General features: G+C 66.4%; 21 protein-coding genes. 6 read left to right on the forward strand and 15 right to left on the reverse strand.

Annotation, left to right across the window (positions count from 1 at the left end; translation table 11 throughout):
* Window positions 1-69: 69 nt before the first annotated feature.
* A complete protein-coding gene (locus B9Y82_RS15530; RefSeq protein WP_100473927.1) occupies window positions 70-2,730 on the forward strand; it encodes a TonB-dependent receptor in 2,661 nt (886 codons plus the stop codon).
* A 111-nt stretch (window positions 2,731-2,841) separates the two neighbouring features.
* Window positions 2,842-5,199 (forward strand): family 20 glycosylhydrolase, encoded by a 2,358-nt coding sequence (locus B9Y82_RS15535; protein ID WP_100473928.1) that lies wholly within the window; start codon window positions 2,842-2,844, stop codon window positions 5,197-5,199.
* A 137-nt stretch (window positions 5,200-5,336) separates the two neighbouring features.
* On the opposite strand, the gene B9Y82_RS15540 is transcribed toward B9Y82_RS15535, so the two are convergent.
* Complete coding sequence (locus tag B9Y82_RS15540) at window positions 5,337-5,729, reverse strand: hypothetical protein (RefSeq protein ID WP_100473929.1); 393 nt, start codon at window positions 5,727-5,729, stop codon at window positions 5,337-5,339.
* Entirely contained in the window at window positions 5,726-6,910 is a 1,185-nt protein-coding gene (locus tag B9Y82_RS15545; protein ID WP_100473930.1) for a class I SAM-dependent methyltransferase, read from the reverse strand. The genes B9Y82_RS15540 and B9Y82_RS15545 overlap by 4 nt, the downstream gene beginning before the upstream one ends.
* Window positions 6,911-6,969: 59 nt before the next feature.
* Between B9Y82_RS15545 and B9Y82_RS15550 the strand changes: the two genes are divergently transcribed.
* Entirely contained in the window at window positions 6,970-7,707 is a 738-nt protein-coding gene (locus B9Y82_RS15550; protein ID WP_100473931.1) for a pteridine reductase, read from the forward strand.
* 75 nt (window positions 7,708-7,782) lie between these two features.
* Here B9Y82_RS15550 and folK read toward each other — a convergent pair whose 3' ends face one another.
* Window positions 7,783-8,268, reverse strand: coding sequence for a 2-amino-4-hydroxy-6-hydroxymethyldihydropteridine diphosphokinase (gene folK, locus B9Y82_RS15555; RefSeq protein ID WP_087923641.1), 486 nt, complete (start codon window positions 8,266-8,268; stop codon window positions 7,783-7,785).
* An 89-nt stretch (window positions 8,269-8,357) separates the two neighbouring features.
* On the opposite strand from folK, the gene B9Y82_RS15560 reads away from it, so the two are divergent.
* Window positions 8,358-9,098: a 20S proteasome subunit A/B gene (locus tag B9Y82_RS15560; RefSeq protein WP_100473932.1), complete on the forward strand. Its 741-nt coding sequence runs from the start codon at window positions 8,358-8,360 to the stop codon at window positions 9,096-9,098.
* Between the two features lie 13 nt (window positions 9,099-9,111).
* Here B9Y82_RS15560 and B9Y82_RS15565 read toward each other — a convergent pair whose 3' ends face one another.
* The 4 genes from B9Y82_RS15565 to B9Y82_RS15580 all read right to left on the reverse strand — a co-directional run bounded on the left by B9Y82_RS15565 (window position 9,112) and on the right by B9Y82_RS15580 (window position 13,434).
* Window positions 9,112-10,623, reverse strand: a complete 1,512-nt coding sequence (locus tag B9Y82_RS15565) for an ATP-binding response regulator (RefSeq protein WP_100473933.1) — start codon at window positions 10,621-10,623, stop codon at window positions 9,112-9,114.
* A gap of 4 nt (window positions 10,624-10,627) precedes the next feature.
* Complete coding sequence (locus tag B9Y82_RS15570) at window positions 10,628-11,068, reverse strand: response regulator (RefSeq protein WP_087923644.1); 441 nt, start codon at window positions 11,066-11,068, stop codon at window positions 10,628-10,630.
* Complete coding sequence (locus B9Y82_RS15575) at window positions 11,065-12,882, reverse strand: sensor histidine kinase (RefSeq protein WP_100473934.1); 1,818 nt, start codon at window positions 12,880-12,882, stop codon at window positions 11,065-11,067. The genes B9Y82_RS15570 and B9Y82_RS15575 overlap by 4 nt, the downstream gene beginning before the upstream one ends.
* 168 nt (window positions 12,883-13,050) lie before the next feature.
* The gene (locus B9Y82_RS15580) at window positions 13,051-13,434 is read right to left on the reverse strand and encodes a BON domain-containing protein (RefSeq protein ID WP_100473935.1); all 384 of its coding nucleotides are present in this window, start codon (window positions 13,432-13,434) and stop codon (window positions 13,051-13,053) included.
* A gap of 173 nt (window positions 13,435-13,607) precedes the next feature.
* Between B9Y82_RS15580 and B9Y82_RS15585 the strand changes: the two genes are divergently transcribed.
* Window positions 13,608-14,651: an oxidoreductase gene (locus tag B9Y82_RS15585; protein ID WP_100473936.1), complete on the forward strand. Its 1,044-nt coding sequence runs from the start codon at window positions 13,608-13,610 to the stop codon at window positions 14,649-14,651.
* Between the two features lie 189 nt (window positions 14,652-14,840).
* Here the strand turns inward: B9Y82_RS15585 and gnd are convergent, their stop codons facing one another.
* The 7 genes from gnd to B9Y82_RS15620 form a co-directional block, all read right to left on the reverse strand.
* Window positions 14,841-15,746 carry a phosphogluconate dehydrogenase (NAD(+)-dependent, decarboxylating) gene (gene gnd, locus B9Y82_RS15590; protein ID WP_014648435.1) on the reverse strand — a complete coding sequence of 302 codons (906 nt, stop codon included), beginning with the start codon at window positions 15,744-15,746 and terminating at the stop codon, window positions 14,841-14,843.
* 10 nt (window positions 15,747-15,756) lie between these two features.
* A complete protein-coding gene (locus tag B9Y82_RS15595) occupies window positions 15,757-16,995 on the reverse strand; it encodes a hypothetical protein (protein ID WP_100475252.1) in 1,239 nt (412 codons plus the stop codon).
* 17 nt (window positions 16,996-17,012) lie between these two features.
* Window positions 17,013-17,621 carry a DUF2242 domain-containing protein gene (locus B9Y82_RS15600; protein ID WP_100473937.1) on the reverse strand — a complete coding sequence of 203 codons (609 nt, stop codon included), beginning with the start codon at window positions 17,619-17,621 and terminating at the stop codon, window positions 17,013-17,015.
* Between the two features lie 239 nt (window positions 17,622-17,860).
* The gene (locus B9Y82_RS15605) at window positions 17,861-20,038 is read right to left on the reverse strand and encodes a carboxy terminal-processing peptidase (protein ID WP_100473938.1); all 2,178 of its coding nucleotides are present in this window, start codon (window positions 20,036-20,038) and stop codon (window positions 17,861-17,863) included.
* A 253-nt stretch (window positions 20,039-20,291) separates the two neighbouring features.
* The gene (lipA, locus tag B9Y82_RS15610) at window positions 20,292-21,302 is read right to left on the reverse strand and encodes a lipoyl synthase (RefSeq protein WP_100473939.1); all 1,011 of its coding nucleotides are present in this window, start codon (window positions 21,300-21,302) and stop codon (window positions 20,292-20,294) included.
* Window positions 21,303-21,320: 18 nt separating this feature from the next.
* The gene (lipB, locus tag B9Y82_RS15615; RefSeq protein WP_006470564.1) at window positions 21,321-22,031 is read right to left on the reverse strand and encodes a lipoyl(octanoyl) transferase LipB; all 711 of its coding nucleotides are present in this window, start codon (window positions 22,029-22,031) and stop codon (window positions 21,321-21,323) included.
* On the reverse strand, window positions 22,019-22,297 hold the full coding sequence (locus B9Y82_RS15620; RefSeq protein WP_005411067.1) for a YbeD family protein: 279 nt from the start codon (window positions 22,295-22,297) through the stop codon (window positions 22,019-22,021). The genes lipB and B9Y82_RS15620 overlap by 13 nt, the downstream gene beginning before the upstream one ends.
* A gap of 353 nt (window positions 22,298-22,650) precedes the next feature.
* Here B9Y82_RS15620 and B9Y82_RS15625 point away from each other — a divergent pair, with 353 nt between their 5' ends.
* Window positions 22,651-23,709 (forward strand): lipid A deacylase LpxR family protein, encoded by a 1,059-nt coding sequence (locus B9Y82_RS15625; protein WP_202908128.1) that lies wholly within the window; start codon window positions 22,651-22,653, stop codon window positions 23,707-23,709.
* A gap of 104 nt (window positions 23,710-23,813) precedes the next feature.
* Here the strand turns inward: B9Y82_RS15625 and B9Y82_RS15630 are convergent, their stop codons facing one another.
* Window positions 23,814-25,910, reverse strand: coding sequence for a YadA family autotransporter adhesin (locus B9Y82_RS15630; protein ID WP_100473941.1), 2,097 nt, complete (start codon window positions 25,908-25,910; stop codon window positions 23,814-23,816).
* Window positions 25,911-25,923: the final 13 nt, after the last annotated feature.

A 25,923-nucleotide genomic window follows, 5' to 3' on the forward strand; every position in this document is an offset into this window, starting at 1 on the left:
CGCGCATGTCATCGCAACCGCAACCGAACACCGCCGCCGGCATCCAATCGAGTGATGAGGAGAGACATCATGAACACCCGCAAGACCCTGCTTTCGGCCGCCATCGTCAGCTGCATCGCCTTCAGTGCGCACGCGCAGCAGGCTGCCCCGACCGCCACCGACCTGGACACCGTGACTGTCACGGGCATCCGTGGTTCGATGGAAAAGTCGCTGGACACCAAGCGCGAAGCCAATGCGCGCGTGGAAGTGGTCACCGCCGAAGACGTGGGCAAGCTGCCGGCGCACAACGTCGCCGACACCCTGCAGCGCCTGCCGGGCGTGAACATCAGCTCGTCCAGCGCCGATGAAGGCGGCTTCGACGAAGCCGACCGTGTCAGCCTGCGCGGCACCAGCCCGAGCCTGACCCAGACCCTGATCAACGGCCACACCGTCGGCTCGGCCGACTGGTTCGTGCTCAGCCAGGGCAACAACGTCGGTCGCAGCGTCAGCTACTCGCTGCTGCCGTCGGAACTGGTCAGCTCGGTGGAAGTGAACAAGTCCTCGCAGGCCAAGCTGCAGGACGGCGGCACCACCGGTACCGTCAACATCATCACCCGCAAGCCGCTGGAATTCTCCAAGCCGTTCACCGCTGAAGGCTCGATCGGCATGGTGCGTTCGGACCAGGCCAAGTCGAACGACCCGCAGCTGTCGGCCCTGTTCAACTACAAGAACGACGAAGGCACCTTCGGCGTGATGCTGCAGGCCTTCAGCCAGAAGCGCGAGCTGCGCCGCGAAGCGCAGGAAATCCCGGGTGGCTTCTTCACCATTGAAGCCAATGATCCGGTCGCCCAGACCAATCCGGATCTGGTCGGCGTTCAGGTCCCGGGCCTGCTGGGCTCCACCCTGTTCGAACAGACCCGCAAGCGCACCGGCGGCTTGGTTTCGCTGCAGTTCAAGCCGACCGATGACCTGAGCTTCGTACTCAGCGGCTTCAGCTCCAAGCTGGAAGCGAACAACTACAATCGCAACTTCATGATGTTCGGCAACAGCTTCGGCAAGTCGCAGGCACCTGATCCGGGATACGTGGTCAAGGATGGCGTGCTGACCCAGGCCAGCTATGCAGGCAAGCCGGGCACCAACTACGCGGTGTACGACATGATCTACCGCGAGTCGACGGCCAAGACCAACTACATCACCCTGGATGCCGACTGGCAGGTCAGCGACAACCTGACCGCGAAGTTCCAGGCCGGTACCACCAAGGGCACTGGCGAAACGCCGCGCCAGTACATCGCCGAGCTGTTGACCGCAAACGGGGGTGGCGCCAGCTGGACCACTCATGGCAACGGCTCGCCGGTGGATTGGAATGTGGGGGGCGACATCAGCCCCGCCGGCGCCAGCTGGGGCGGCACCTGGGGTAACCAGCAGGTCACTGCAATCGACAAGGAAAAGTGGGCCAACGTTGATTTCAGCCAGTATTTCAACGCGGGCGTGTTGAGCTCGATCGATTTCGGCGCACGCTACGCCGACCACACGCGTGAAGCAAAGTCGCCGGAAGGCGCCACTCCCGGCAACATCTGGGACGCCCTGCGTGGCAGCCCGACCGCCAACTATCCGGGTGGCTTCGCCGACGACATCGGCGGCAACTTCCCGCGCAACATCTGGTACTACACCCCAGCAGCGCTGCGCAATGCGGTGACCAACAATTCCGAATGGCTGTCCGGCAACGATGGTCCCGACGGCCGCCACAACTACGGCGCGGAATGGAAGGTGACCGAGAAGAACTTCGCTGCCTACGTGCAGGGCAACTTCAGTGGCGACCGCTGGAGCGGCAACGTCGGCCTGCGCTACGTCAATATCAAGCAGGATATCGACACTTACGCCACGGCGACAGGTTCGACCGTGCCGGACGTGAGGAGCCTGTTCGGCGCATGGACCCGCGAGGCCTTCGAGAACAAGCACAACCGCGTGCTGCCGAGCGCCAACTTCAAGTACGATCTGCGCGACGATCTGGTGCTGCGCCTCGCCGCCTCGCAGACCCAGACGCTGCCCGATTACTCCGCATTGGGCGCGTCTTCGTACGGCTCGGATCTGAACCGCAAGGGCGGCGGCGGCAATCCGAAGCTGAAGCCGGTGATCTCGACCAACTTCGACGCCAACCTGGAGTGGTACTTCATGCCCCGCGGCATGCTGTCGGTTGGTGCCTACTCGATGCGCCTGAAGGACTACGTGGCCTTCAGCACCGAGAAGCAGATGCTGTTCAGCGAGCTGACCAACCAGCTCGAGGAGTACGACATCTCGCGTCCGAAGAACGCCGACGGCAAGGTGCGCGGTATCGAAGTGGCCTACGAGCAGCCGATCGGCGAGTACTTCGGCGTCAATGCCAACTACACCTACGCCGATGGCAGCACCGAACACACCTGGGCCGACGGAACCGACAACCTGCTGGGCACTTCGAAGAACACCTACAACGTGGGAGCCTACTTCGAGAACGACACCTTCGGTGCGCGTGTCAGCTACACCCGCCGTTCGTCGTTCCTGATCGGCCTGTCCGGCGCCAACCCGTACTACCAGGATGATTTCGGCACGCTGTCGGCATCGCTGAGCTACAAGGCCACCGACTGGCTGAGCATCAGCTTCGATGCGCTCAACCTCAACAACCCAACCTACAAGTACTACCAGACCGCGGCCATCCCGACCTCGTTCTACAGCAACGGTCGCCAGTACTACCTCAACTTCCGCTTCAAGTACTGATCCAGCGGCGGCAACATCGCCGAGTCGTGCACGCACGCCGGGCCTGGGTCATTCCGGGCCCGGCGTTTTTCATGTATAGCGTTCATCGCACCGTTCCAAGGAGTCGTTCCGATGGTCAAGCCTTCCCGCGCCCGGATGCGCAGCGCACTGCTGCTGGGCAGCCTGCTCGCGATGTTGCAGGCGCTGCCGGCACTCGCCGCCGATCCCACGCCCGCCGCTGAAGCACCTGGTCCGCAGCTGCGTGCCGGCAGCCTGATGCTGATTCCCGCCCCGGCCACCGTGCAGCCCGGCCAGGGCAGCGGCATCACCGTGCGCGCCGATACCGTGCTGCGCGCCGAAGGCGAGGCCGCACAGCGGGTCGCCACCCAGTTCGCCGACCTGCTGGCCCGCAGTGGCGGCCCGCGTCTTGCACTGGCCAAGGGCAAGGCTGCTGGCAAGTCGGGCAGCATCCGCTTCCAGATCGTGCCCACCTTCCGCGACAGCGGCGAAGGCTACACGCTGGAAAGCACCGCGCAGGGCGTGGTGATCCAGGCTGGCAACGAAACCGGCCTGTTCTATGGCGCCACCACGCTCGCCCAGCTCGCCACCGGCGGCAGCAACGGCGTGCTTCCAGCGGTGCAGATCCAGGATGCACCGCGCTTCAGCTGGCGCGGTTTCATGCTCGACTCGGCACGGCATTTCCAGAGCCTGGACGAGATCAAGCGCGTGCTCGACGCGATGGCCGCGCACAAGCTCAACACCTTCCACTGGCACCTCACCGATGACCAGGGCTGGCGCATGGAGATCAAGCGCTACCCGAAGCTGACCGAGGTGGGCAGCTGCCGCCTGCCGGCCGGCGACGGTGGCATCGACCCGGTCAGTGGCCAGGAGCACCCGTACTGCGGCTTCTACACGCAGGAGCAGATCCGCGAAGTGATCGCCTATGCCGCGAAGCTGCACATCCAGGTGATTCCGGAGATCGACGTACCCGGCCACGCGACCGCAGCGATTGCCGCGTACCCGGAACTGGGCTCGATCAGCACCCCGCTGAAGCCGATCAGCGAATGGGGCGTGTTCCCGAACCTGTTCAACGTGGAAGACAGCACCGTCACCTTCCTCGAGAACGTGCTGGAGGAAGTGATCGAACTGTTCCCGGCCAAGTACGTGCACGTGGGTGGCGACGAGGCGGTGAAGGACCAGTGGGAAGCCTCCAGGCAGGTGCAGCAGCGCATGCGTGCACTGGGCATCAAGGATGAGATGGCCATGCAGAGCCACATCATCAAGCGCCTGGAAACGTTCCTTGAGGAACACGACCGGCGCCTGATCGGTTGGGACGAAATCCTCGAAGGTGGCCTGCCGCCACAGGCCACGGTGATGTCGTGGCAGGGCACCGAAGGCGGACTGGCTGCGGCCAGCGCCGGCCATGACGTGATCATGTCACCGGTCGGCTACCTGTACCTGGACTACCTGCAGACCGCCTCCCCAAATGAACCGCCGGGCCGCCCGGCCCAGGTCAACCTCGGCAAGCTGTACAACTTCGAACCGGTACCGGCTGAACTGGCTGCCGACAAGCGCGGCCACATCCTCGGCCTGCAGGCCAACATGTTCACCGAGCACACGCGCAGCTACGCACGCCTGCAGCACAACCTGTTCCCACGCCTGGCCGCGGTGGCCGAAACCGGCTGGAGCACGCCGGAACATCGTGACTTCCGCGATTTCCTCGCACGCCTGCCGGCGCAGCTGCAACGCTACCGCGCCTGGGGCCTGGCGTATGCGCAGACCCCATTCGAAGTGGGCGTGGACTACACCGATGATCGTGCGAAGAACACCGTAACCGTTTCGCTGGCCAACCCGCTGGGCTATGAAGTGCGCTACAGCACCGATGGCCAGCCGGTGACCGCGCAGTCGCCGCTGTACCAGCAGCCGCTGACCGCGACGCTGCCCGCCACCGTGCAGGCCGCCGCGTTCTACCAGGGCCAGATGCTGGCCGCGAAGCCGACGGTCGCGGACTTCACTGCGCAGTCGCTGCTCAGCCGCCGCAGTGATGAACTGCTCAGCTGCGTAGGCAAGAAGGGGCTGGTGCTGCGCCTGGAAGACGATGGCCCGCGCGAGGGAACGCGCGCGGTGTTCAACGTCGACATTTTCCAGCCGTGCTGGCGCTGGCCGCAGGCACAGCTGGACGGCATCGGCAGCGTCGAGGTCCGCGCGGGCCGTATTCCGTACTACTTCCAGCTGGCCCATGACGAACCCAAGCGTCGCTTCGAGAAGGCCAAGCGCGCGCATGGCGAGATGCGGGTGCGTCGCGGCGACTGCAGCGGCAAGGTGCTGGCCGAAGTGCCGCTGCCGGCCACGCCGGATGCCGATGGCTTCGTGACGCTGCGTGCGACGCTGCCGAAGGGAACCCAGGGCACCGGTGACCTGTGCATCAACTTCACCGGCGACACGCGCCCGGCGATGTGGGTGCTGGACGAGGTCACGCTGGGGAAATGACGGCAGGTCCGTCCTGGTGGGTGCCGACCCTGGTCGGCACCTCGGGCAGTTCATCCACGCACGGCGTGGATCTACTGGAATTCCATCCACGCATGGCGCGGATCTACGGGTAGGTGCCAACCTTGGTTGGCACGCCCTCAGCCGTGCCAGCGCAGCAGCAGGTCGCGCAGCGGGGTCAATGCGGTAGCCATGCCGGCCAGCACGCCGATCGTATTGGCGAGCGCATCCACCGGGTCGGCGGTGCGATTGCTGGTCAGTGCGCCCTGCGCGAACTCGATGCCGACACCCATCAGCACCAGGCCCACGCCCACCCACAGCAGCGGACGTCCGCGACGGAACAGCTGCACCGCACTGCCGGCCAGGATGAAATAGGCGAGGAAATGCTCGCCCTTGTCGCTGTTCTCCGGCAACGGAATCGGCGGCGGTGGAATCAGGCAGACCACGATCACCAGCAGCACCGCCGACACCCACAGTGCGGCCCACAGACGCGGCCGACGCAGCGGCTTGGTCACCGGCTGCGCATCACTCACAGGCGCCAGCTCAGGTCACCCAGCTCGAAGGCCGGCTCGAAGTCGACGCCACGCTGCAGGCCTATTGCCTGGAAGCGTTCGCCCATCTCGGTCGGCAGGGTCAGCTTCTTCACCTGGTCGCGCAGCTGGATGCGGCCGACCTCATCAGTACGCTCTTCGGCCAGCAGCAGCACCTGGTCCAGGCCGTTGCCGAGCAGGAAGCTGGCCTGGCTGCAGTAGCCCGCCAGCTCAAAGCCACCGTGCATGCCGGCCTCGGCCATGGCGGTGAAATCCACCGACGCGGTGATGTCCTGCAGGCCCGGCCAACGATGCACGTCGTTGTGCACGTGGTGGCGGTAGAACGCGCGCACGGTGCCATCGCCACGGTCGTGCTGGTAGAACTCGCCGCGGTTGTAGCCGTAATCGACGAACAACATCGCGCCGCGCTGCAGGCCGCCAGCCACCGCCTGCAGCCAGTACGGCAGCTGCGGCAGCACCTCGGAGCGGTAGCCCTCGGCGAAGGGCTTTTCCAGGTAACGCTCGATATGCCGCACCGCACCGTTGAGCAGGATGTCAGCCGGCTGCGCGCCCCGGATGAAGTTGCCTTCGGCGTCCAGCTCGACGGTTTCCTCGTAGACCTCGCCATCCCTGATCAGGAAGCGCGGGGTGGGCAGCGCGTCGATCACCTCATTGGCGAACACCACGCCTTCCCAGTCCTCTTCAAACGGGCGATCAACCCAGTCCACGCGCGCGGCCAGCTCGGCCGGCAGGTTCTGCTGCAGGCGTTGCTGCTGGCGCTCGCGCAGGTCCGCACTGGGTTCGAGGATGGCGTAGCATGATGGCAGCGCGTCCAGCTCGGCCAGCCGCAGCAGCACGGCCTCAGCGAAGGCGCCGGTACCACCACCCAGTTCCAGCATCCGCGCCTGCGCACCCAACTGGGCGAACACCGGCGCCAACGCATTGGCCACGCTGCCGGCAAACAGGCTGCCGAGCTCGGGCGCGGTGGTGAAGTCGCCGCTGCCGCCGAACTTGCTGGCACCGGCGCTGTAATAGCCCCAGCCGGGGGTATACAGGCACAGTTCCATGAAGCGGGAGAACGGCATCGCCCCACCCTGCGCAAGGATTTCGGCACGCAGGGCGGCGGCCAGCTGGTCGCTGTGGGCCAGGGCATCGGCTTCGGGCAGGGGGAAGGTGGGCTGCATGGCGTCTTCGAATGCGGTGACAATGGTGCACAGGATAGCCGAGCCTTGGAGGACCCTCGATGAGCGACACCCACCCTGTGGTGCTGATCACCGGCAGCGCGCGCCGGATCGGTGCGGCCATCGCCCGCCAGTTCCACGCCTGTGGCTGGTCGGTGGTGCTGCACGCCAACACCTCCAGCGCCGAGCTGCAACAGGCGGCGTTCGATTTCGACAACGTGCGCCCGGGCAGCGTGCTGGCCCTGCAGGCCGACCTGCGTGACGCTGACGCCCTGCCCGACCTGGTGGAACAGGCCGTCACCCACTTCGGCCGGCTGGATGCGCTGGTCAACAACGCCTCCAACTTCTTCCCCACCCCGCTCGGCCAGGTCACCGCCGAGGCGATGGACGAGCTGTATGCGGTCAATGCACGCGCGCCGCTGCTGCTGTCACAGGCGGCGGCGCCCTACCTGCGCCGCCAGCAGGGCAGCATCGTCAACCTGACCGACCTGCACGGCACCGACCCGATGCGCGACCACATCGCCTACACCATGGCCAAGGCCGCGCTGGAAATGGCCACCCGCTCGCTGGCGCTGGAGCTGGCGCCGAAGGTGCGGGTGAATGCGGTGGCGCCGGGCGCGATCCTGTGGCCGGAACAGGGCAAGGACGATTTCGCGCGTGAGGCGCTGCTGGCACGCACCCCGCTGGCACGGATCGGCACCGTCGAGGAGATCGCCGAGGCGGTGTACTGGCTGGTGGCCGAGGCCAGCTTCGTCACCGGCCACACCCTGCGCGTGGATGGCGGGCGTACGGTCAGCTGAAAGGTTGCCGGGATCCACAACGGGGTCAGATCCCTTTTCCCGCCGGGAAAAGGGATCTGACCCCGTCACTCACCATCATTCCAGGTCCACCACCTCGAACGCCTCACCAAACTGCTTGTGCGCACGCCACAGCGTAGCCAGGTCCAGCCCGCTGACCGGGTCGATGAAGCCCGGCGCGATGTCGGCCAGCGGCTTCAGCACGAAGGCATGCTTCAGCTCCGGGCGCGGAATGCGCAGGTGGCCGGGGCCCTCCACCACCAGATCCCCATAGAACACCACGTCGATGTCCAGCGTCCGGTCGGAGAAGCGCGGCCCGCTGCGGTCGCGGCCGTGTGCGTCTTCCAGCGCATGCAGCCAGTCATCCAGTTCCTGCAGCGGCAGGTCGGTCTCGATTGCTACTGCATTGTTGAGGAAGGCCGGGCCATCGAAGCCGACCGCGGCGGTACGGTAAGCCGGTGATACCTGCAGCGCGCCGAAGCGCTCGCGCAGGGCCGCCACCGCGGCGTGGAGGTAGCGGCGGGGCTGGACATTGCTGCCCAGGCTCAGGAGCACGGTCGTCATGCGGTTCAGGTGGCAGCGATGGGGGCGTGGACATGCCGTCGTCACGGCGGCCTGCCTACAATCCGGGACGCACATGATAGGGCACCGACATGACCTATTGCGTTGGAATCGAGGTGGACGAGGGCCTGGTCTTCGCCGCCGACACCCGGACCAATGCCTCGCTGGACGATGTGCGCGTGCATCGCAAGCTGCACGTGTTCGAATATCCCGGCCAGGCAGCCTACGTGCTGATGGCGGCTGGCAACCTGGCCACCACCCAGCTGCTGGTGTCGCGCCTGGGACGCGATGCCGACGAACGGCGCGCGCCCAACCTGCGCGACATGACCCACCTGTTCGAAGCCGCCGAGTACGTCGGCCAGCTGCTGGTGGACAGCCAGGTGCACAGCAGCCACAGCGAACACGGCCACGACGGGGTCAACACCCAGGCCACGCTGATCTTCGGCGGCCAGATCGCCGGCGAGCGTCCCGGGCTGTACATGATCTACCCGCTCGGCAACGCCATCGCCGCCTCGCCGGAGACGCCCTACCTGCAGATTGGTGAATCCAAGTACGGCAAGCCGATCCTCGACCGCATCCTCAGCCCGGCCACGCGCCTGGAGGATGCGGCCCGCACCGCCATCGTCTCGCTGGACTCCACCATCCGGTCCAACCTGTCGGTGGGCCTGCCGATCGACCTGGCGCTGCTGCGCGACGGTGAACTGCGCATCGCCCAGCAGCTGCGGCTGGGCGCGGATTCAGCGCTGTATGCCGATATCCACCAGAACTGGTCGCGGCGGCTGGAGCAGGCGGTGGACGCCCTGCCGCGGTTCCCGTGGGAAACCGTCCTGTAGAACCCCAGTGGCATCAGCCCAGCGCTTCGGCCACCGCGCGGAACACCTGCTGCATCTGCAGCGGCTTGCGCAGAACATGCACCTCCACGCCGGCCGGGAATGCATCGGCGGGCACCGCAATCGCCGCATCCTCCAGCACCAGTGCCGGGCCGCGATAGCCCAGCGTGGCCATCTCGCCCAGCAGCTGGCTGGCCGGCAGCAACTTCGAGCCGGCATCGGCAATCACCAGCGCCGGCATCGCCTCCTGCTGCATCCAACGCAGCGCTGCCGGGCCATCGGAGGCCAGCTGCAGCTGGTAACCCTGGCTGGACAGCGCATTGCCGAGCAGCGACAGGCGCGTGGCCTCGCCGTCGACCACCAGGATCGACTGGCCGCTGCCCAGCGCCACCAGCTGCTCGATCGGCTCGCTGCCGTCGCTGGCTTCGTGCATCGGCAAGCGCAGCTCGAAACAGGTGCCTTGCCCCGGCTGGCTGCTGACATGGATGCTGCCGCCGGCACCTTCGACGATGCGCTTGCAGGAAATCAGGCCCAGGCCGGTGCCATCGGCCTTGGTGGTGAAGAACGGATTGAACAGGTGCGACAGCGTGTCCGCATCCATGCCGATGCCTTCATCGGCCACGCAGATCCGCATCCAGTCCACGCCATCACGCTCGCCGGCATGGCTGGCGGTCAGGCTCAGGCGGCCGCCGTTGGGCATCGCCTGGATCGCATTGAGCGCCAGGTTCAACATCACCTGCTGCAGCTCGGTGTAGTTGGCATCGACCGCCAGGCCTTCGTCCTGCACCTGCAGTTCCAGGCGCACGGCATCGGGTACGTTGCTGCGCAACAGGAGTGCCACGGCATCGAACAGGCCATCGATCTCGATGCGCTCGCTCGGCTTGCGCGAACCGCGCACGAACGACAGCATCGATTCGGCCATCTCGTGGCCGCGGCGGCCACACTCGGCGATGACGTCGGCCAGGTGGTGCAGCTGCGGATCCTCGGTGCGCGCCTTCAGCAGGTCAGGCATGATCAGCAACGGCTGCAGGATGTTGCGCAGGTCGTGGCTGAGGCCGGCGGCAAGCAGCGACAGGCTTTCCAGGCGCTGCGCGCGCATCAGTTCGGTTTCCACGCGTGCACGCTCCACCGCGCTGCGTGCATCGCGGATCGCACGCGCCACCGCCGACGGCAGGCGCGCCGGCAGATGCTTGATGATGTAGTCATTGGCGCCCTTCTGCAGCGCCGCCACCGCGTTCTCCTCACCCATGGTGCCGGAGACGAAGATGAAGGGTACGTCCGGGGAGGTCTCGCGCACGATGCGCAGCGCGTCATCACCGGAGAACCCCGGCATGCTCAGGTCGGACAGCACGATGTCCGGCTGGAACGCAGCCAGTGCCTGGCGCAGTTCCGCCTCGCTCTCGACACGCTCGAAGCGGGCGTCCAGGCCCGCGTCGAGCATCTGTTCGGACATCAGCTCGGCATCTTCCGGTGAGTCCTCCACCAGCAGGATGCGCAGCGCCCCCAGGGCGGGACCGGTCAGGGGCATGGGCTCACTCGAGTTCCGGTGCCTGGTTGATCAACGCCCAGAACTTGCCCAGTGTCTGCACCGCGCCGAAGAACTGGTCCACGTCCACCGGCTTGACCACGTAGGCGTTCACGCCCATGTCCCAGCTGCGGGCCAGATCGCTTTCCTCGCGCGAGGACGACAGGATCACCACCGGCAGGCGCTTGAGTTCTTCGTGCTCGCGGATCTGCCGCAGCACCTCCAGGCCATCCATGCGCGGCATCTTGATGTCCAGCAGCAGTACCGCCGGCAGGCCTTCCTCGCGGCTGGCGAAGGCGCCGCGGCGCAGCAGGTAGTCCATCACTTCCACGCCGTCTTCGACGTGCACGATGGGATTGGCCAGACGCGCCTCTTCCAGGGCGTCGATCGCCATTTCGGCATCGGCCGGGCTGTCTTCGGCGAGAAGAATGGTGCGCAGAGTGGTCATGCAGAGGGCCCTTGTTTGTCCGCGTCGATCGCGGGAGGCAGGTAGAAGTGGAAGGTGGCGCCGACGTCCGGTTCGGCCTCGGCCCAGATACGGCCGCCATGGCGGGTCAGAACGCGGCGCACGCTGGCCAGGCCGATGCCGGTACCCGGGTAGTCGCTGGCCTTGTGCAGGCGCTGGAACACACCAAACAGCTTGCCGGCGTAGGCCATGTCAAAGCCTGCACCATTGTCGCTGACCGTGAACTGATGGCCACCATCGGGCTGCTGCTGGTAATCCACGCGGATCTTCGCCGGCTCGCGGTTGCCCGAGTACTTCACCGCGTTGCCGAGCAGGTTCAGCCAGACCTGGCGGATCATGTTCTCGTCGCCCACCACGATCGGCAGCGGTGCGATGCTCCACTCCACCTGGTGCGCATGGCCGCTGTTCTCGGCCTCGGCCTGCAGGTTGGAATCGAGCATGGCGCGGGTATCGGCCACCAGCGACTGCATGTCCACCGCCTGCTGGCGCATCGCCACGCGGCCCAGCCGCGAATAGACCAGCAGGTCGTCGATCAGCGCCGCCATGCGCCGGGCCGAACTGGAGATCACCTCCAGGTAGTGGCGGCTCTTGTCGTCGGCCTGCTCGCCAAGGTGGCGCGACAGCTTGTCGGAGAATCCGGCCACATGGCGCAGCGGCGCGCGCAGATCGTGCGAGACGGAATAGCTGAAGGCCTCCAGTTCCCTGTTGACCTCGGACACCTGCGCAACCTTGCCTTCCAGCTGGCGGTTCAGCTCTTCCACCCGCAGCTGCACCGCGCGCTGCATGGTGACGTCGCTGATGGTCAGCAGCACCACTTCGTCATCGGTGTCGGGCAGCGGCATGCGCCGTGCATTGAGCAACATGTAGCGCACCATGCCGTCGGCGGTGCGCTGCTCGTGCTCGAAGTCCCAGAGTTCGCGGCCACGCGACAGTACGTCGGACAGCCGCTGCCGCACCACCGGATCCTGCCAGGCATTGTCGCCAACCGTCTCCAGCAACAGGCCATCAGCGCGCTCGTCCTGCAGGCCGTACAGCTCGGCGAATGCCGGGTTGTGCAGCTGCACGCGCAGGTCGCGGTCGAGCAGCACGATCGGTTCGCGTACGGTCTGCAGCACCGAGGCCGCACGCGCGGCCGAGCGCAGCGATTGCCGCTCCGCTTGCAGGCGGCGGCCGATCTGCCGCTGCAACAGCCAAAGCACCAGTCCGAGCAGCGCCAGCTGGATCACCAGCGAACTCCACGACACCAGTTCGGTCTGCTTGCGCTGGCGCGCGGCCTGCTCGGCACGAAGCGTGAGCAGCTTCTGCTCGCTGGCCTGCAGCTCTTCCACCAGCCCACGAATCGGATAACGCGTGCTCAGGTCCTGTACCAGCTCATGCTGGTCGGAGTTCGGTTCGGACCTGGCCAGATCGCGGGCCACGGCCAAGCGGCCCTCCAGCATCGATTCAATGCGACCGATCCGGATCAGCTGATCCGGATTGTCGCGTGTCATCCGCCCCAGTTCGGCCAGGCGCCCGGGAATCTCGTCGGCCCTGGCCATGCGCTCGCGCAGGCCGGGGGCATCCACACCCTTGGACAGGGTCAATGCCGCCGATTCGACATCGCGCACGTCGGCCTGCAGTTGCTGCAGCGCCACGCCAACGGCCTGGGTGTGGTTGACCCAGGCCATCGCTTGTTCACTGTCCTGCTGCAGTTTGCGCAGGGTCAACCACGGCACCACGATGATCGCGGCAGCGGCCAGCGCCAGGGCCGGCAACCGCCAGCGGTCCCAGATGTCGTCACTGAAAACCAGCGCCATAGTTCCTCGTCAGCTCAGCCGCGAAGCGTTGGCCGGGACGAACCCGGCTGCGGCGGAACCGGCAATATAGCGCAGGCGGTCACAACTCTGGAGTTTCCAGCCGGGTTGCCTGAACAGGTTATGGGAACCCCATGCAGCGGGCGCCCCATGCCGGGGCGCCCACCGGATTCAGCGCTTGGCTGCGGCGCTGACCTTCAATGCCGCAGCATCGACGCGGGTCACGCCCTTGATGCTCTTGGCGGTGGTGACCGCCTTGTCCTTCTCGGCCTGGGTCGCCACGGCACCGCTCAGGCTGACCACGCCGTTCACGGTTTCCACCTTGATTTCAGTGCCCGGGACGTTGCTGCTGGCCAGCAGGTCGGCCTTCACCTTGGTGGTGATCCAGCTGTCGGTCACCGGCTCATTGGAGTCATGGCGATCGGCATGGGTCGTCGGATGGGTGCTGGTCGGCGGGCTCTTCGCGGCCGGGTCCTTGGCGAATGCAGCCGAGGAGGACAGCGCCAGGCCCAGCGTCAGGGCATAAGCAATCAGCGTTCGGGTAGTGTTGCTCATCGTGTCGTACTCCTTCGGAATGTGCTGCCAGTCTGGACAAGCGGCCGTAGAGCAGGCGTGGCGTTGCGGTCATGCCGCCGTGAATCGAAGCGTTTCCAACGGCAACGGTTCAGTTTTGGCCTGTCCGCCGCCGTCGTTTACCCTGCCCTTCCCCATTGCCGGAGCCCTCTGCCATGCGCCCCGACCTGCAACTGGCCCTGGTCGGCTACGGCCTCGCCGGCCGCGTCTTCCATGCGCCGCTGATCCAGCACACACCGGGCCTGGCGCTGCACAGCATCGTCAGTTCGCAACGCGACACCCTGTTGCGCGTGTTCAGCGACGTGCACGTGCGCGCCACGCCCCAGGACGTGTTCGACGATCCAGCAGTGGATGCGGTGGTGATCGCCACACCGAACGCGCAACACGCGCCGCTGGCGATCGCCGCGCTGGCGGCGGGCAAGCACGTGCTGGTCGACAAGCCGTTCGCACTGGATGTGGCCGAAGCGGAAACGGTGCTGGCTGCAGCGCGCGACGCCGGACGCATCGTCACCGTGTTCCAGAACCGGCGCTTCGACGCCGACTTCCTCACCCTGCAGGCGCTGCTGTCCGAAGGCGCGCTGGGCGACGTCGCCGAGTGCCATGCACATTTCGATCGCTACCGGCCTCAGGTGCGCGACCGCTGGCGCGAACAGAACGGTCCGGGAAGCGGCTTGTGGTACGACCTTGGCCCGCATCTGCTGGACCAGATGCTGGTGCTGTTCGGCTGGCCCGAGGCGATCGATGCCGATCTGGCCGTGCAGCGCGAAGGCGGCAGCGGCATCGATTACTTCCACGCGGTGCTGCACTACCCGCGGCACCGCGCGATCGTGCACGCCGGTTCGATGGTGGCTGCACCCACGCCGCACTTCGCAGTGCATGGCCGCAATGGCAGCTGGATCAAGCACGGACTGGATGTGCAGGAGGCGCAGCTGCGCCGTGGCGTGGCACCGGGAGCGCCGGGCTGGGGCATTGATCCGCGGCATGGCGAGCTGCTGCGTTGCGACGCCGAGGACAACGTGCAACGCACGACGGTCGACAACCTGCCGGGCGATTACCGGCGGCTGTATGCGCAGTTCGCTGCAGCGATGCAGGGCGATGGCGAGCCGGCGGTCAGTCCGGTGCAGGCGCTGCAGCTGATGCGGTTGCTGCAGGCCGGCATGGACAGCGCGCGCGAAGGGCGGCGAATCGCGTTGGATTGACCAGTAGATCCACGCCATGCGTGGATGACGTGGGAACGATCGGAGAAGGCTTTTGTAGAGTCGAGCCATGCTCGACTGGCTGTATGGGGTCAGAGCCCTTTCCTGCGAAAAGGGATCCGACCCCGATCTGCCTGGGGTCAGAGCCCTTCGGCAACGCCGAAGGGCTCTGACCCCACCGCACCGCGGTGCTTACGATTTCTTGATGGCGTGGCCGCCGAATTCGTTGCGCATCGCCGACAGCAGGCGATCAGTGAACGAATTGGATTCACGCGAACGCAGGCGTTCCAGCAGCGACAGCGTGATCACCGGTGCCGGCACATCGAGCGCGATGGCTTCGGCGACAGTCCAGCGGCCTTCGCCGGAATCCTCCACATACGGCGCGATGCCATCCAGCGACGGATTGCGCTTGAGGGCTTCGGTGCTCAGGTCCAGCAGCCACGAACGCACCACGCTGCCGTGGCGCCACACCTCGGCCACCTGGGCCAGGTCCAGCTCCATCTCCTGCTTGCGCTCCATCAGCGCGAAGCCTTCGGCATAGGCCTGCATCATTCCGTACTCGATGCCGTTGTGGACCATCTTGGTGAAGTGGCCGGCGCCGGACGGGCCGACACGCCCCCAGCCACGATCCTCGGCCGGAGCCAGCGTGCGCAGCAGCGGTGCAATCTGCTCCACCACCGAGGCTTCGCCACCGACCATCAGGCTGTAGCCTTCCTGCAGGCCCCACACGCCACCACTGGTGCCGCAGTCGACATAGCCCAGATCGTCCTCGGCCAGCGCCTTGGCGCGGCGGATCGAGTCCTGGTAGTTGGAGTTGCCGCCGTCGATGACGATGTCACCCTCGGCCAGGTGCGGGGTCAGCTGGCCCAGCGTCTGGTCGACGGTTTCGCCGGCCGGCACCATCAGCCACACCACGCGCGGTACCGGCAGCGCGGCCACGGCGGCGGCCAGCGAATCAACCACCTCCAGGCCGGCCTCGGCGGCGCGCTGGCGGGCACCTTCGCCCGGGTCGTAGCCGACCACGCGGTGGCCGCCGCGATGCAGGCGCTGGGCCATGTTGGCGCCCATGCGGCCGAGGCCGATCATTGCAATATCCATTGTTTCACCTTCAGTTGGGGTCTAGGGTCAGGCTGCCTGGCCTGCCGGTAGCCGCGCAGTGGCGCAGCTGCGCCTCGCGCCAACGCCGGTAGAGCGTGGTATGCAGATTGTGCACCGCCAGGTCGATTGAAAACGGCGTGCGCGGGTTGCGATCGAGCAGGCGGGCGATGTGGTAGCCAATCGGACGTATACCGCGCGGATGCACATAGATCACGAACTGCCGGTAGAACGGATCGTCCAGCAAGTGGTCCATGCGTGCCAGCGTATCGTGGTAGCGCGGCGCCAGCCGTGCACGCAGGCGAGGGTCGCGCTCGAAAAGCAGTCGCTCGAAGTAGCGCTGGCCGATGCGCGGGATGCCCTGCGCCAGGGTCCACAACTCGGCATTGCGCTGGTCGTACCAGGCCAGGCCGCCGTGCTGCGCCAGGGCCTGCGCAGCGCCCTCGCCGACGTCGACCACCACGAAGTTCTCGGCCTGGTTGCTCAGGTCATCCAGGGTGCCCTTGTCGTACACGTGCTCAATGAAACCAGGCACGCCGACAAAGGCCTGGCGTCCCATCGCCGATGTGCGCACCGCCTTGCCATCGGCGAAGAAATCACCGGCATGCGCGCCGAGCAGGATGCTGTCGGTCTCGTGCAGGGCCAGGAAGGTACCGATCGACAGCTCATCCGCAGCGAACTCAGCATCGAACGCGGTATCGCCATACAGCTCGCGCTGGGCGGCCAGCTGCGCAACCTGGCGGCCGACACCGCACTCGGCACGCACGGCACCGCTGTAGAACGCCTGCAGCGCCTGGCTGTTGCCCGCACTGGGCACGAAGCCACGGCCGAAACTGCGCGTGCGCTGCCAGCCTTGTGCCGGCGCGCCGTGCAGGCCAAAGCCGATCCAGCCCAACTGCGGGCCGGAGAAGCGGAACGAGGGATTGCCCTGCAATGCAGAGGTCGCGCGCCGCGTGGCCGCCCCCAGCTCGAAGGCATAGGCGCAGACCGTGGCCGGGTCATCCAGCAGCTGCTGCAGCAGTGCCTGCCGCGCGCCGGCGGACAGCGCAGCCGGCCACCGCACGCGCATGTCACCGGCCGCCTGTGAAGCAGCCAGAGAAGCACGCGTGCACACAGGCCCTCCCTGCACCTGCGGTGCACCGAGCGACGCTTCTTCGAAGCGCCATCCCAGCCGCTGCAGCAGGCCCTGCGCACAGTCCGGAGATGGCGCTGCCCCGACCCACGCGGGCGCCAGCAGCAGGGCTGCAATCAGCCACCTGCCGCGCACGCTCAACCCTGGTCCGGGACCGCCGCTGCGGGTTCCGGCGCCGCTTCCGGCGATGGCGATGGCGATGGCGATGGCGCAGGTTTGCCCGTCGCCGCCGGCAGGTACTGCTGCAGGCGCTGGAAGAAGCGACGATAGAACTCGGCGTCGGTGACCGTGCTGCTGGCCACCTTCACCAGCGAATCGTCATTGCTGCCGAACGGCAGCGATACCGAACCCAGCGCGCCCACGCCGACGCTGGCCGAGGTCGGGCTCTTCTTCAGGGCGTAGCGGTCCTGCACCGCGCTGACGAACACCAGCGCCTGGCTGCCACGCGGCGCACAGGAGATGCGCAGCACCAGCTGCTCATGGTCATCCTCGCGCGGCTGGAAGTTCTTGTTGCCCTCCACCTGCGCCTCGTCGGAGCGGGCAATCGCATAGCCCTGGCTGAGCAGGGTGCGCCGCGCCGCCTCGCAGGCATCGGCGGGGTGTCCATCGACCGTGCGCGAGAAGGTATCTCCGGAGTCGAAGGATTCGCGCAGCAGGGTGCTGTCGGCGGCACGGCCACCACAGGCCGAGAGGATCAGGGCGCTGGTGAGTGCCACGGCAGCGCCGGAAAGACGGGAGGCCCGCATGGGTACTCCTGCGAGAACGGAAGCACCAAGGGTAGTCCCGCCCCCGTGTGCGGCAGGTCGACATGGCCTCCCACGTTGCTCCCGGTTCATGCACGTAAAAGGGGACGGAGGGAATTACGTCGTTTCTGCCACAAACGACTTAATTCCCTCCGTCCCCTTTTACGGTCCCTTTTACGGTCCCTTTTTACGCCGAGGGGCCGGCAATGCCGGCCCCTCGGGTATCACATGCCGTCGCCGGCTCAGTCCGCCCAGCGGCCGGCGCCGGTGGACTGCGGCAGCACCTGTGCGGACAGCGGACGGTCGTTGGCCAGCAGGTTCACCGCGTCGGCCAGGATCGAGGCCGACTCGCGCAGCAGCGGGTCCGGACGCTTCTCGGCAGCCTTCTCGCGCGCGGCATCCTTGACGATGTCACGCTCGTTGCCGGTCAGGCCATCGTCGCTGCTGTCATCAGCCAACGGATCCAGGGCCAGGCCCAGCTCCTTGCGCATCACCTGGCGCTCCTTGCGCTGGGTGTCCTGGCGCTCACGCTCGGTGCGGCGCGTGGCCTCGTTGAGCGAGATGTACTTCTTCGCGGCCTCGGTGCGGAACTGCTGCACATCCTCGTTCCACCACTGGAATTCCTTGTCGGCGGCAATGCGCGCGTCATGGCGGGTTTCCAGCTTCGGCAGCAGCGGCGCGAAGTTGCCGTACTGGGTGTGCGGCACGGCGGCGATGCGGGTCCACGGCAGGGCGTTGTCGTAGGTGCTTTCGCCGAACTCGGTGGCATCGACGCTGGCCGGGAAGGCCAGGTCCGGCACCACACCCTTGTGCTGGGTGCTGCTGCCGCTGATGCGGAAGAACTGGGCGATGGTCAGCTTGACCTGGCCGAAGCGCTGGGTCTCGCCGCTCGGCCAACGATCAAGGTCGACGATGTTCTGCACGGTGCCCTTGCCGAAGCTGGTTTCACCGATCACCAGGCCACGACCGTAATCCTGGATGGCACCGGCGAAGATCTCCGAGGCCGAGGCCGAGCCACGGTTGATCAGTACCGCCAGCGGGCCGTCCCACGCCACGCCCTGGTTGCGGTCGCTGTTGACGGTGATGCGGCCACCGGACTCGCGCACCTGCACCACCGGGCCCTGCTCGATGAACAGGCCGGTCAGTTCGATGGCTTCATCCAGCGAACCACCACCGTTGTTGCGCAGGTCCAGCACCACACCGTCCAGCTTGTCGTTCTTGAAACCGGCCAGCAGCTTGGCCACGTCGCGGGTCGCCGAGGCGTAGTCGGTGGCATTGCGGCGACGGCCTTCGAAGTCCTGGTAGAAGGTCGGCAGCTTGATCACGCCGATCTTCCGCGCCGGTTCGCCATTGGCAGCCGGAATACTCATGGTCTCGCCCTTGGCAGCCTGTTCGGCCAGGCGCACCTTCTGGCGGGTCAGCACCAGCGTGTGGTGCTTGCCGTCGGCACCTTCGGCAGCCGGAATGAATTCCAGCTTGACCTGGGTGTCCTTGGCGCCGCGGATCTTGGCCACGACATCGTCGATGCGCCAGCCGATCACGTCCTCGACCAGGCCGGACTTGCCCTGGCCAACGCCGACAATGCGGTCACCCGGCTTCAGCGTGCCGTCCACCGCAGCCGGACCGCCGGCGATGATCTCGCGGATCACCACCACATCGTCCTGGCGCTGCAGCTGCGCACCGATGCCTTCCAGCGACAGCGACATCGCCTGGTTGAAGTTCTCGGCGGTGCGGGGGGTGAAGTAGTCGGTATGCGGATCGACCGCGCTGGTGTACGAGTTCATGAAGAACTGGAAGACATCTTCGCCCTTCAGCTCGTTGACCGACTTCTCCAGCGTCGCGTAGCGCTTGTCCAGCGTCTTGCGGATGTCGTCCGGCTTCTTGCCGGCCAGCTTCAGGCGCAGCCAATCGTTCTTGACCGACTTGCGCCACAGTTCATCCAGCTCGGCGCTGCTGGCCGCCCACGGCACCTTCTTGCGGTCGTATTCGAAGCGCTCGTCGGTGGTGAAGTCCGGCTCCTGCCTGAGCAGCTTGCGCGCATAGGCCACGCGTTCGCCGACACGCTGCTTGTAGACCGCGAACACCTGGAACGCTGGCTCAAGCTCGCCGCCACGGATGGCCGAGGAAATGTTCGCTTCGAACGGCGCGAAGCGCGCCACATCGGCCTGGGTGAAGTACTGCTTGCCGCCGTCCAGCGTCTCCAGGTAGCGCTTGAATACGTCCTTGGAGGTGGCCTCGTCCAGCGCGCGCGGGCGGTAGGCGTAGCGGCTGTCGGACAACAGGCCGTACACCAGCTTGGAGGTGGTCACCTGATCGGCGGTGGCCGCCGCGGGCAATGCGGGCGAGTCGGCCTTGGCCGCCAGCGCCAGCGGCGCGACCAGCGCCAGGGCCATCAGGAATGCGGGGGCTTTGAATTTCATTGACGTGCTCGAAGGCGCCTTGCCAAGGGAGAGACTGCGGGGTGTTAAGACACCACGACAGTGCCGAAAGTTGCCGGGTTTGTCACCCGGCCGCGCTCGGTGGAAAACCAGCCTAGCGGGGCCGGTGTAGCAAATTGTGAATGCAGGCAAAGGCGTGCGGGCCAACGCTCCGCGCCCACCATGGTGGTGGCCCCCATTGGCAGCGCCGGGCCATGGCTGGCGAAGGCGTACGGACCAACGGTCCGCACCCACCTCAGGAAATGCCGGCGCCCTTGGCCTGCACGTCGGCGTGGTACGACGAGCGCACCATCGGGCCGGACGCCACGTGGCTGAAGCCCAGCTCGTAGCCGTAGTCTTCCAGCGCCTTGTAGTCTTCCGGGGTCCAGTACTTCAGCACCGGGTGGTGATGCGCGGTCGGCTGCAGGTACTGGCCGATGGTGATCATGTCCACGTCGTGCGCGCGCAGATCGCGCATGGTGGCCTTGATCTGTTCGAACTCTTCGCCCAGGCCCAGCATGATGCCGCTCTTGGTCGGCACCTCAGGATGCTGCGCCTTGAAGTTCTTCAGCAGGTTCAGCGACCACTGGTAGTCCGCACCCGGGCGCACGTTGCGGTACAGGTCCGGCACGGTCTCGATGTTGTGGTTGAACACATCCGGCGGGTTCTGCGCCAGGATTTCCAGCGCGCGCTCCATGCGGCCCTTGCCGCGGAAATCGGGGGTCAGCACTTCGATGCGGGTACCCGGCGACTTCGCGCGGATGGCGGTGATGCAGTCGACGAAGTGCTGGGCACCGCCATCGCGCAGGTCATCGCGGTCGACGCTGGTCACCACCACGTACTTCAGGCCCATGTCGGCCACGGTCTGGCCGAGGCTGGCCGGCTCGTTGGCATCCGGCGGCTTCGGGCGGCCGTGGGCCACGTCGCAGAACGAGCAGCGGCGAGTGCAGACCTCGCCGAGGATCATGAAGGTGGCGGTGCCATGCCCGAAGCATTCGTGGATGTTCGGGCAGCTGGCTTCCTCGCACACCGTCACCAGGCGGTTCTCGCGCAGCTTGGCCTTCAGGTTCTGCACGGCATTGCCCGAGGGAATGCGCACGCGGATCCAGGAAGGCTTGCGCAGCACCGGTGCGTCGGCGAACTGCACCGGCGAACGGTTGATCTTGTCACCGCCCAGCTGCTTGACCCCGGCCTGCAACGGCGCGGCGGACGGGGAGTCGCCCTGCACGATCTGCAGGGGAATGGAACGGGCGGTGGTTTCAGTCATGGCAGTTCCGGGGGGCGGTCAGGCGGCCGCAGAAAGATCGGGCAGTTCCGGCGTGTGCTGCAGCAGCAGGCCGAACTGGCGGGCCAGGTGGTCCAGCAGCACCGGCTTGACGGCTTCCATCCCTGAGGGGCCGCCCAAGTCTACCACCGAGGTCACCTGCAACCCCTGATAGCCACAGGGGTTGATGCGGTGGAAGGGTTCCAGGTCCATGGACACGTTGAACGCCAGGCCATGGAAGGTGCATCCCCGGCGCACGCGGATGCCGAGCGCGGCGATCTTGGCGCCACCGACATAGACGCCCGGGGCGCCCTCTCGGCGCTCGGCGCCGATGTTCCACTCGGCCAGGGTATCGATGAGGGCCTGCTCGATGCGGCACACGTAGTCGCGCACGCCGATGCCCAGCCGCGGCAGGCGCAGCAATGGATAGACCACGATCTGGCCGGGGCCGTGATAGGTCACCTGGCCGCCGCGGTCCACGTGCAGCACCGGGATCTCGCCCGGCGCCAGCACATGCTCGTCCTTGCCGGCCTGGCCCAGGGTGAACACCGGATCGTGTTCCACCACCCACAGCTCGTCGGCATCGGCGTCGCTGCGCTGGTCGGTGAAGCGCTGCATCGCGCGCCACACCGGTTCATAAGCCTGGCGGCCGAGGTCACGGACCACCGCCGGACGCGGCGCGCGGTCTTCCGGGGCGGCTTCGGCCGGGCAGCTGTCGGCTACAGCGTCCACTTCACTTCCGGGTGGTCGCGCAGTGCCTGGTGCGCCAGGTCGTACTGCTCGCGGCTCTCGGCCTTGAACACGATACGCACGGACACGTACTTGCCGTTGGACGAGTGCTTCCAGCTGATGCGTTCGTTCACCACATCAATGCCGGCAGCCAGCAGCAGACGGGGAAGCTCATGCTCCAGGCCGCGGTTGGCCGGGCCCATGGCACTGAGCTCGAACTGGCCGGGGAACTGGAAGCCGTGGTCGGGGTTGTCGGACTTGATTTCCATGGCCCCATTATCGGGCCGCAGGGCAACAAACCCAAGAGTATTCATCAACGTCAAAGACGGCACCGGCGGCCTGCTGCGTTGCAGGTGCCCCCGGATGTCCGGGCCAAAGCCAAACAACAGCTGACTAAAATCCCCTGTCCCGCACTGGGCCCGGCACCGTGCGGGCGTCCCTGCGGTCGCCTTCACACCAAGCCCGCGGCGCGTGCGCGGGTAACGAATTGTGTCCGCCGGACAATGTTGTTTTCGGAACAGACAAGTGATCCGAACGTGCTCGTTCCGGGACGCGGGCGCGAGTACCGTAACGTTGCAGAAAACGACAGAAAATCGCCCCCTTCCCCATGAGCATTCCATCCATGCGTAGTGTCGCAGCCCTCGGGCTGGCCGGCCTGATGGCCGCTACCCTCCCCCTTGCCGCCCAGGCGGCCGAACAATGTGGCCCGGACGCGATGCGCGATCACCCGCCGCAGGTCAATTTCCGCGTCGACAACGATCTGTTTGGCGGCCGCCACCAGGACCAGGGCTATACCAACGGTGCGCTGTTGACCCTGGTCTCGCCAAACCTGGTCGATTACACCGACGACCCATGCCTGCCGCGCATGGCGCGCTGGGTGAACCGGTATCTGGAAGGCCTGCATCCGGGCAGGTTCGAACAGCAGAACATGATCTTCAGCATTGGCCAGGGCATCTTCACCCCGACCGATTTCAGCCGCAGGGACCTGATCGAGGATGACCGCCCTTACGCCGGCGTACTGATCGCAAACTTCGGTTTCAATGCGCGCAGCGGCGACCGCCTGCAGACCACCCAGCTGACGCTGGGCGTGGTTGGCCCGTGGGCACAGGGAAGGCAGGTGCAGAATGCCGTGCACGAAGTGCTGGGCGACGAGAAATTCAAGGGCTGGGACAACCAGCTGCACAACGAGCCGCTCTTCATGCTGACCCATGAGCGCATGCGCCGCTGGCCGGGTGATGCCAGCATCAATGCCGACGGCTGGGGTTGGGACGCGATCAGCCACTACGGCGGCTCCATCGGCAACCTGGAAACCAAGGCCAACTTCGGCGGTGAAGTGCGCTTCGGCTGGAAGCTGCCGGACGACTTCGGCAGCACGCCGTTGCGCCCGGCCGGTGAAAACACGGCACCGACCCGCGGCGGTCGCCCCAATGGCTGGTCATGGCACCTGTTCGCGACCTCGGACGTCGCCTGGGTGATCCGCGACATCACGCTGGACGGCAACACCTTCCGCAACAGTCACAGCGTGGACAAGCGCCATGTGGTGGCCTACGGCGGCTACGGCGTGGCCGTGATGCGTGGGCGCTGGAAGTTTGCAATGGCGCGTTACCACAGCACGCGCGAGTTCAACGGCCAGCGCGAAGCGCCGGTGTTCGGCAGTTTCACCATCAGCCGCGCGCTGTAATGTGAGTGGCGGCCGCTGGCCGGCACACCGGATCCAACAAAAAAAGGCCGGCTTTCGCCGGCCTTTTCGTTCACCGCGCCTGGGCGTGGTCCGGCGCTACCGCTTTACCAGCTGAAACCCGCACCGGCGGAAACACTCTGGTCACTACCACTGAAGGCGCCGCCCAAGGACACCGAGACGTTCTTCTTCTCGCCCAGTATCCGCTGGTAACCCACGGCCAACGCCGAACGCCCGTTCTGCGAACCGACACCCGCACCCAAACGGTTGTTGCCGCTCAAGCCGGCGGTGTTGATCGCCATGCCCGCATAGGCCGCGCTGATCGCCCCCATGCGGTCAAGCCGCTTGTCCATCGCGTTGAAGCGGCCATCGGTGTACTCACGTTCGGCCTTGAAGCGATCATCCATCTGCTGCACGTTCACGGCATCGGTCGGGCGTACACCGGCCGCGACATTGCTGACGACGCGCTCATTACCCTGGGAGCCTACCGAGAACTCACTGTCGCGGTCAGCCGTAGATCCGGCACCGACAGCAACCGAGTTGTTGCCCGTCGCACTGGCGCCTTCGCCCATGGCAACCGAGCCCGTGCCCGAGGCCACACTGCCCTCGCCCACGGCCACCGAGCCAGCGCCGGATGCCGCACTTCCATTGCCGAGGCCGATCGCGCCCTTGCCGGAGGCATCGCTCCCTTCGCCAATGGCCACCGATCCCTCACCGGTACCGGGGGAGACACCGGGATTGCCCGTGCCGGGATCTCCGGTGCCCGGGCCACCAATGGAACCCTCCTCGATCCCACGTTCGATCGAACCCAGCCGGTCGTCCATCTGTCGCCACTGGGCTTCCCAGTTGGCATTCATCTGCCACAGCTGGCTGCCATTGACGGCTTCCATGCTGAACTGGCCAATCTGGCCTGCGGCGACCTTGTCCAGCACGGTGCCCCCCGTTCCGCCGAGCGAGGCCCTGGACAGGCTTGCATCGTCATAGGTGAGTACGCTCAGCGTCTCACCGCTGACCGGGTCAATCGCGCCCGCCGCCCGCAGCTGCGCAATGGTCACCACATCATCATCGTTGAGGCCATTGGCCACGCCACTCAGGCGCCGGTTGCCATCCCCCCCTGCGAAATCCACCACAGTGCCGCCCTTGCCGGCCGCCACGCTCACCACGCCTGTAGCGGAATCATGGGTCACGATGCCGGAGGAGCCGTCAGCAAGGCCTGCGACGTCATCACTCAGCGTCTTCAGCGAGCCTTCTGCGCCGGACATGCGCGCCTGCAATCCGCCAACGTCGCTTCCCAGCGAATCCACCCGGGCACCCAGCTTCGAGGCATCGTCCTTGATCGTATCGACGTCACTCTCCACCCGCTCAACGCGCTCGTTGGTCGAGAACAGCTGCGCGCCGGTGATGGCATCGGTACTGCCTGCAGCAATCGTACCGTCAGCCATATTGGTGATGCGGCGATTGTCGACGCCATTGCCCACCGATACCGTATTGTCCGCATGGGTGGTCGCCCCGGCTCCCAGCGCCACACTGTTGCTGTGGCTGGCGGTCGCTTCATAGCCCACTGCCACGCCACCTTCGGCCGAAACAGTGCTGGCATTGCCCAAGGCTACCGCCTTCATCTTGGTGGTTGCGGCGCCGTCCACGCTGGCGCCGCCGCCCAGCGCCAGCGAACCTCCGCCCGCCACCTCTGCACCGGGTCCGATCGCAATCGAGTAGTCAGGCGAATCAGTGCCCGGCGAGCGTGAGCTGTCCGTCTTCGCGAAATTGCCGATGGCAATATCGCGCGCGCCCCCCGCTACGGCGCCATCGCCAAGTTCAACCTTGGTGGCAAGCACACTCGACCTGGTCAGCCCCTGGTCACGGGGGCAGCGCTCACGCTCCGCATTGGTTGCTTCATTGGCGCAGTCCCCGTGGTCCGCTGCTGCGACAGCCAGGGCTGCCGGCAGCATCAAGGCTCCCGCCAGCGCCACTGCCAGCGGGGTGCGGCGCGCAGCGCAACGCGTCGTTGGGGAAATCACGGATATCAGTGTGCGCATGGTCATTGGCATGTACTCCTCTGGGATGGGACGGACAGCCGCAGTGCCCGGCAGTCCTGATGCGCACATGCTCGGCCGGACACGCTGGCAAACCCATCGGACGTGTACCAATTCCACGTACCTGACCCGGCCCGACAGCGCCGATACAGGCAAAAAAAAGGCCGGCATTCGCCGGCCTTTT

Origin of the sequence: Stenotrophomonas maltophilia (assembly GCF_002799155.1) — a bacterium.
GTDB lineage: Bacteria > Pseudomonadota > Gammaproteobacteria > Xanthomonadales > Xanthomonadaceae > Stenotrophomonas > Stenotrophomonas maltophilia_R.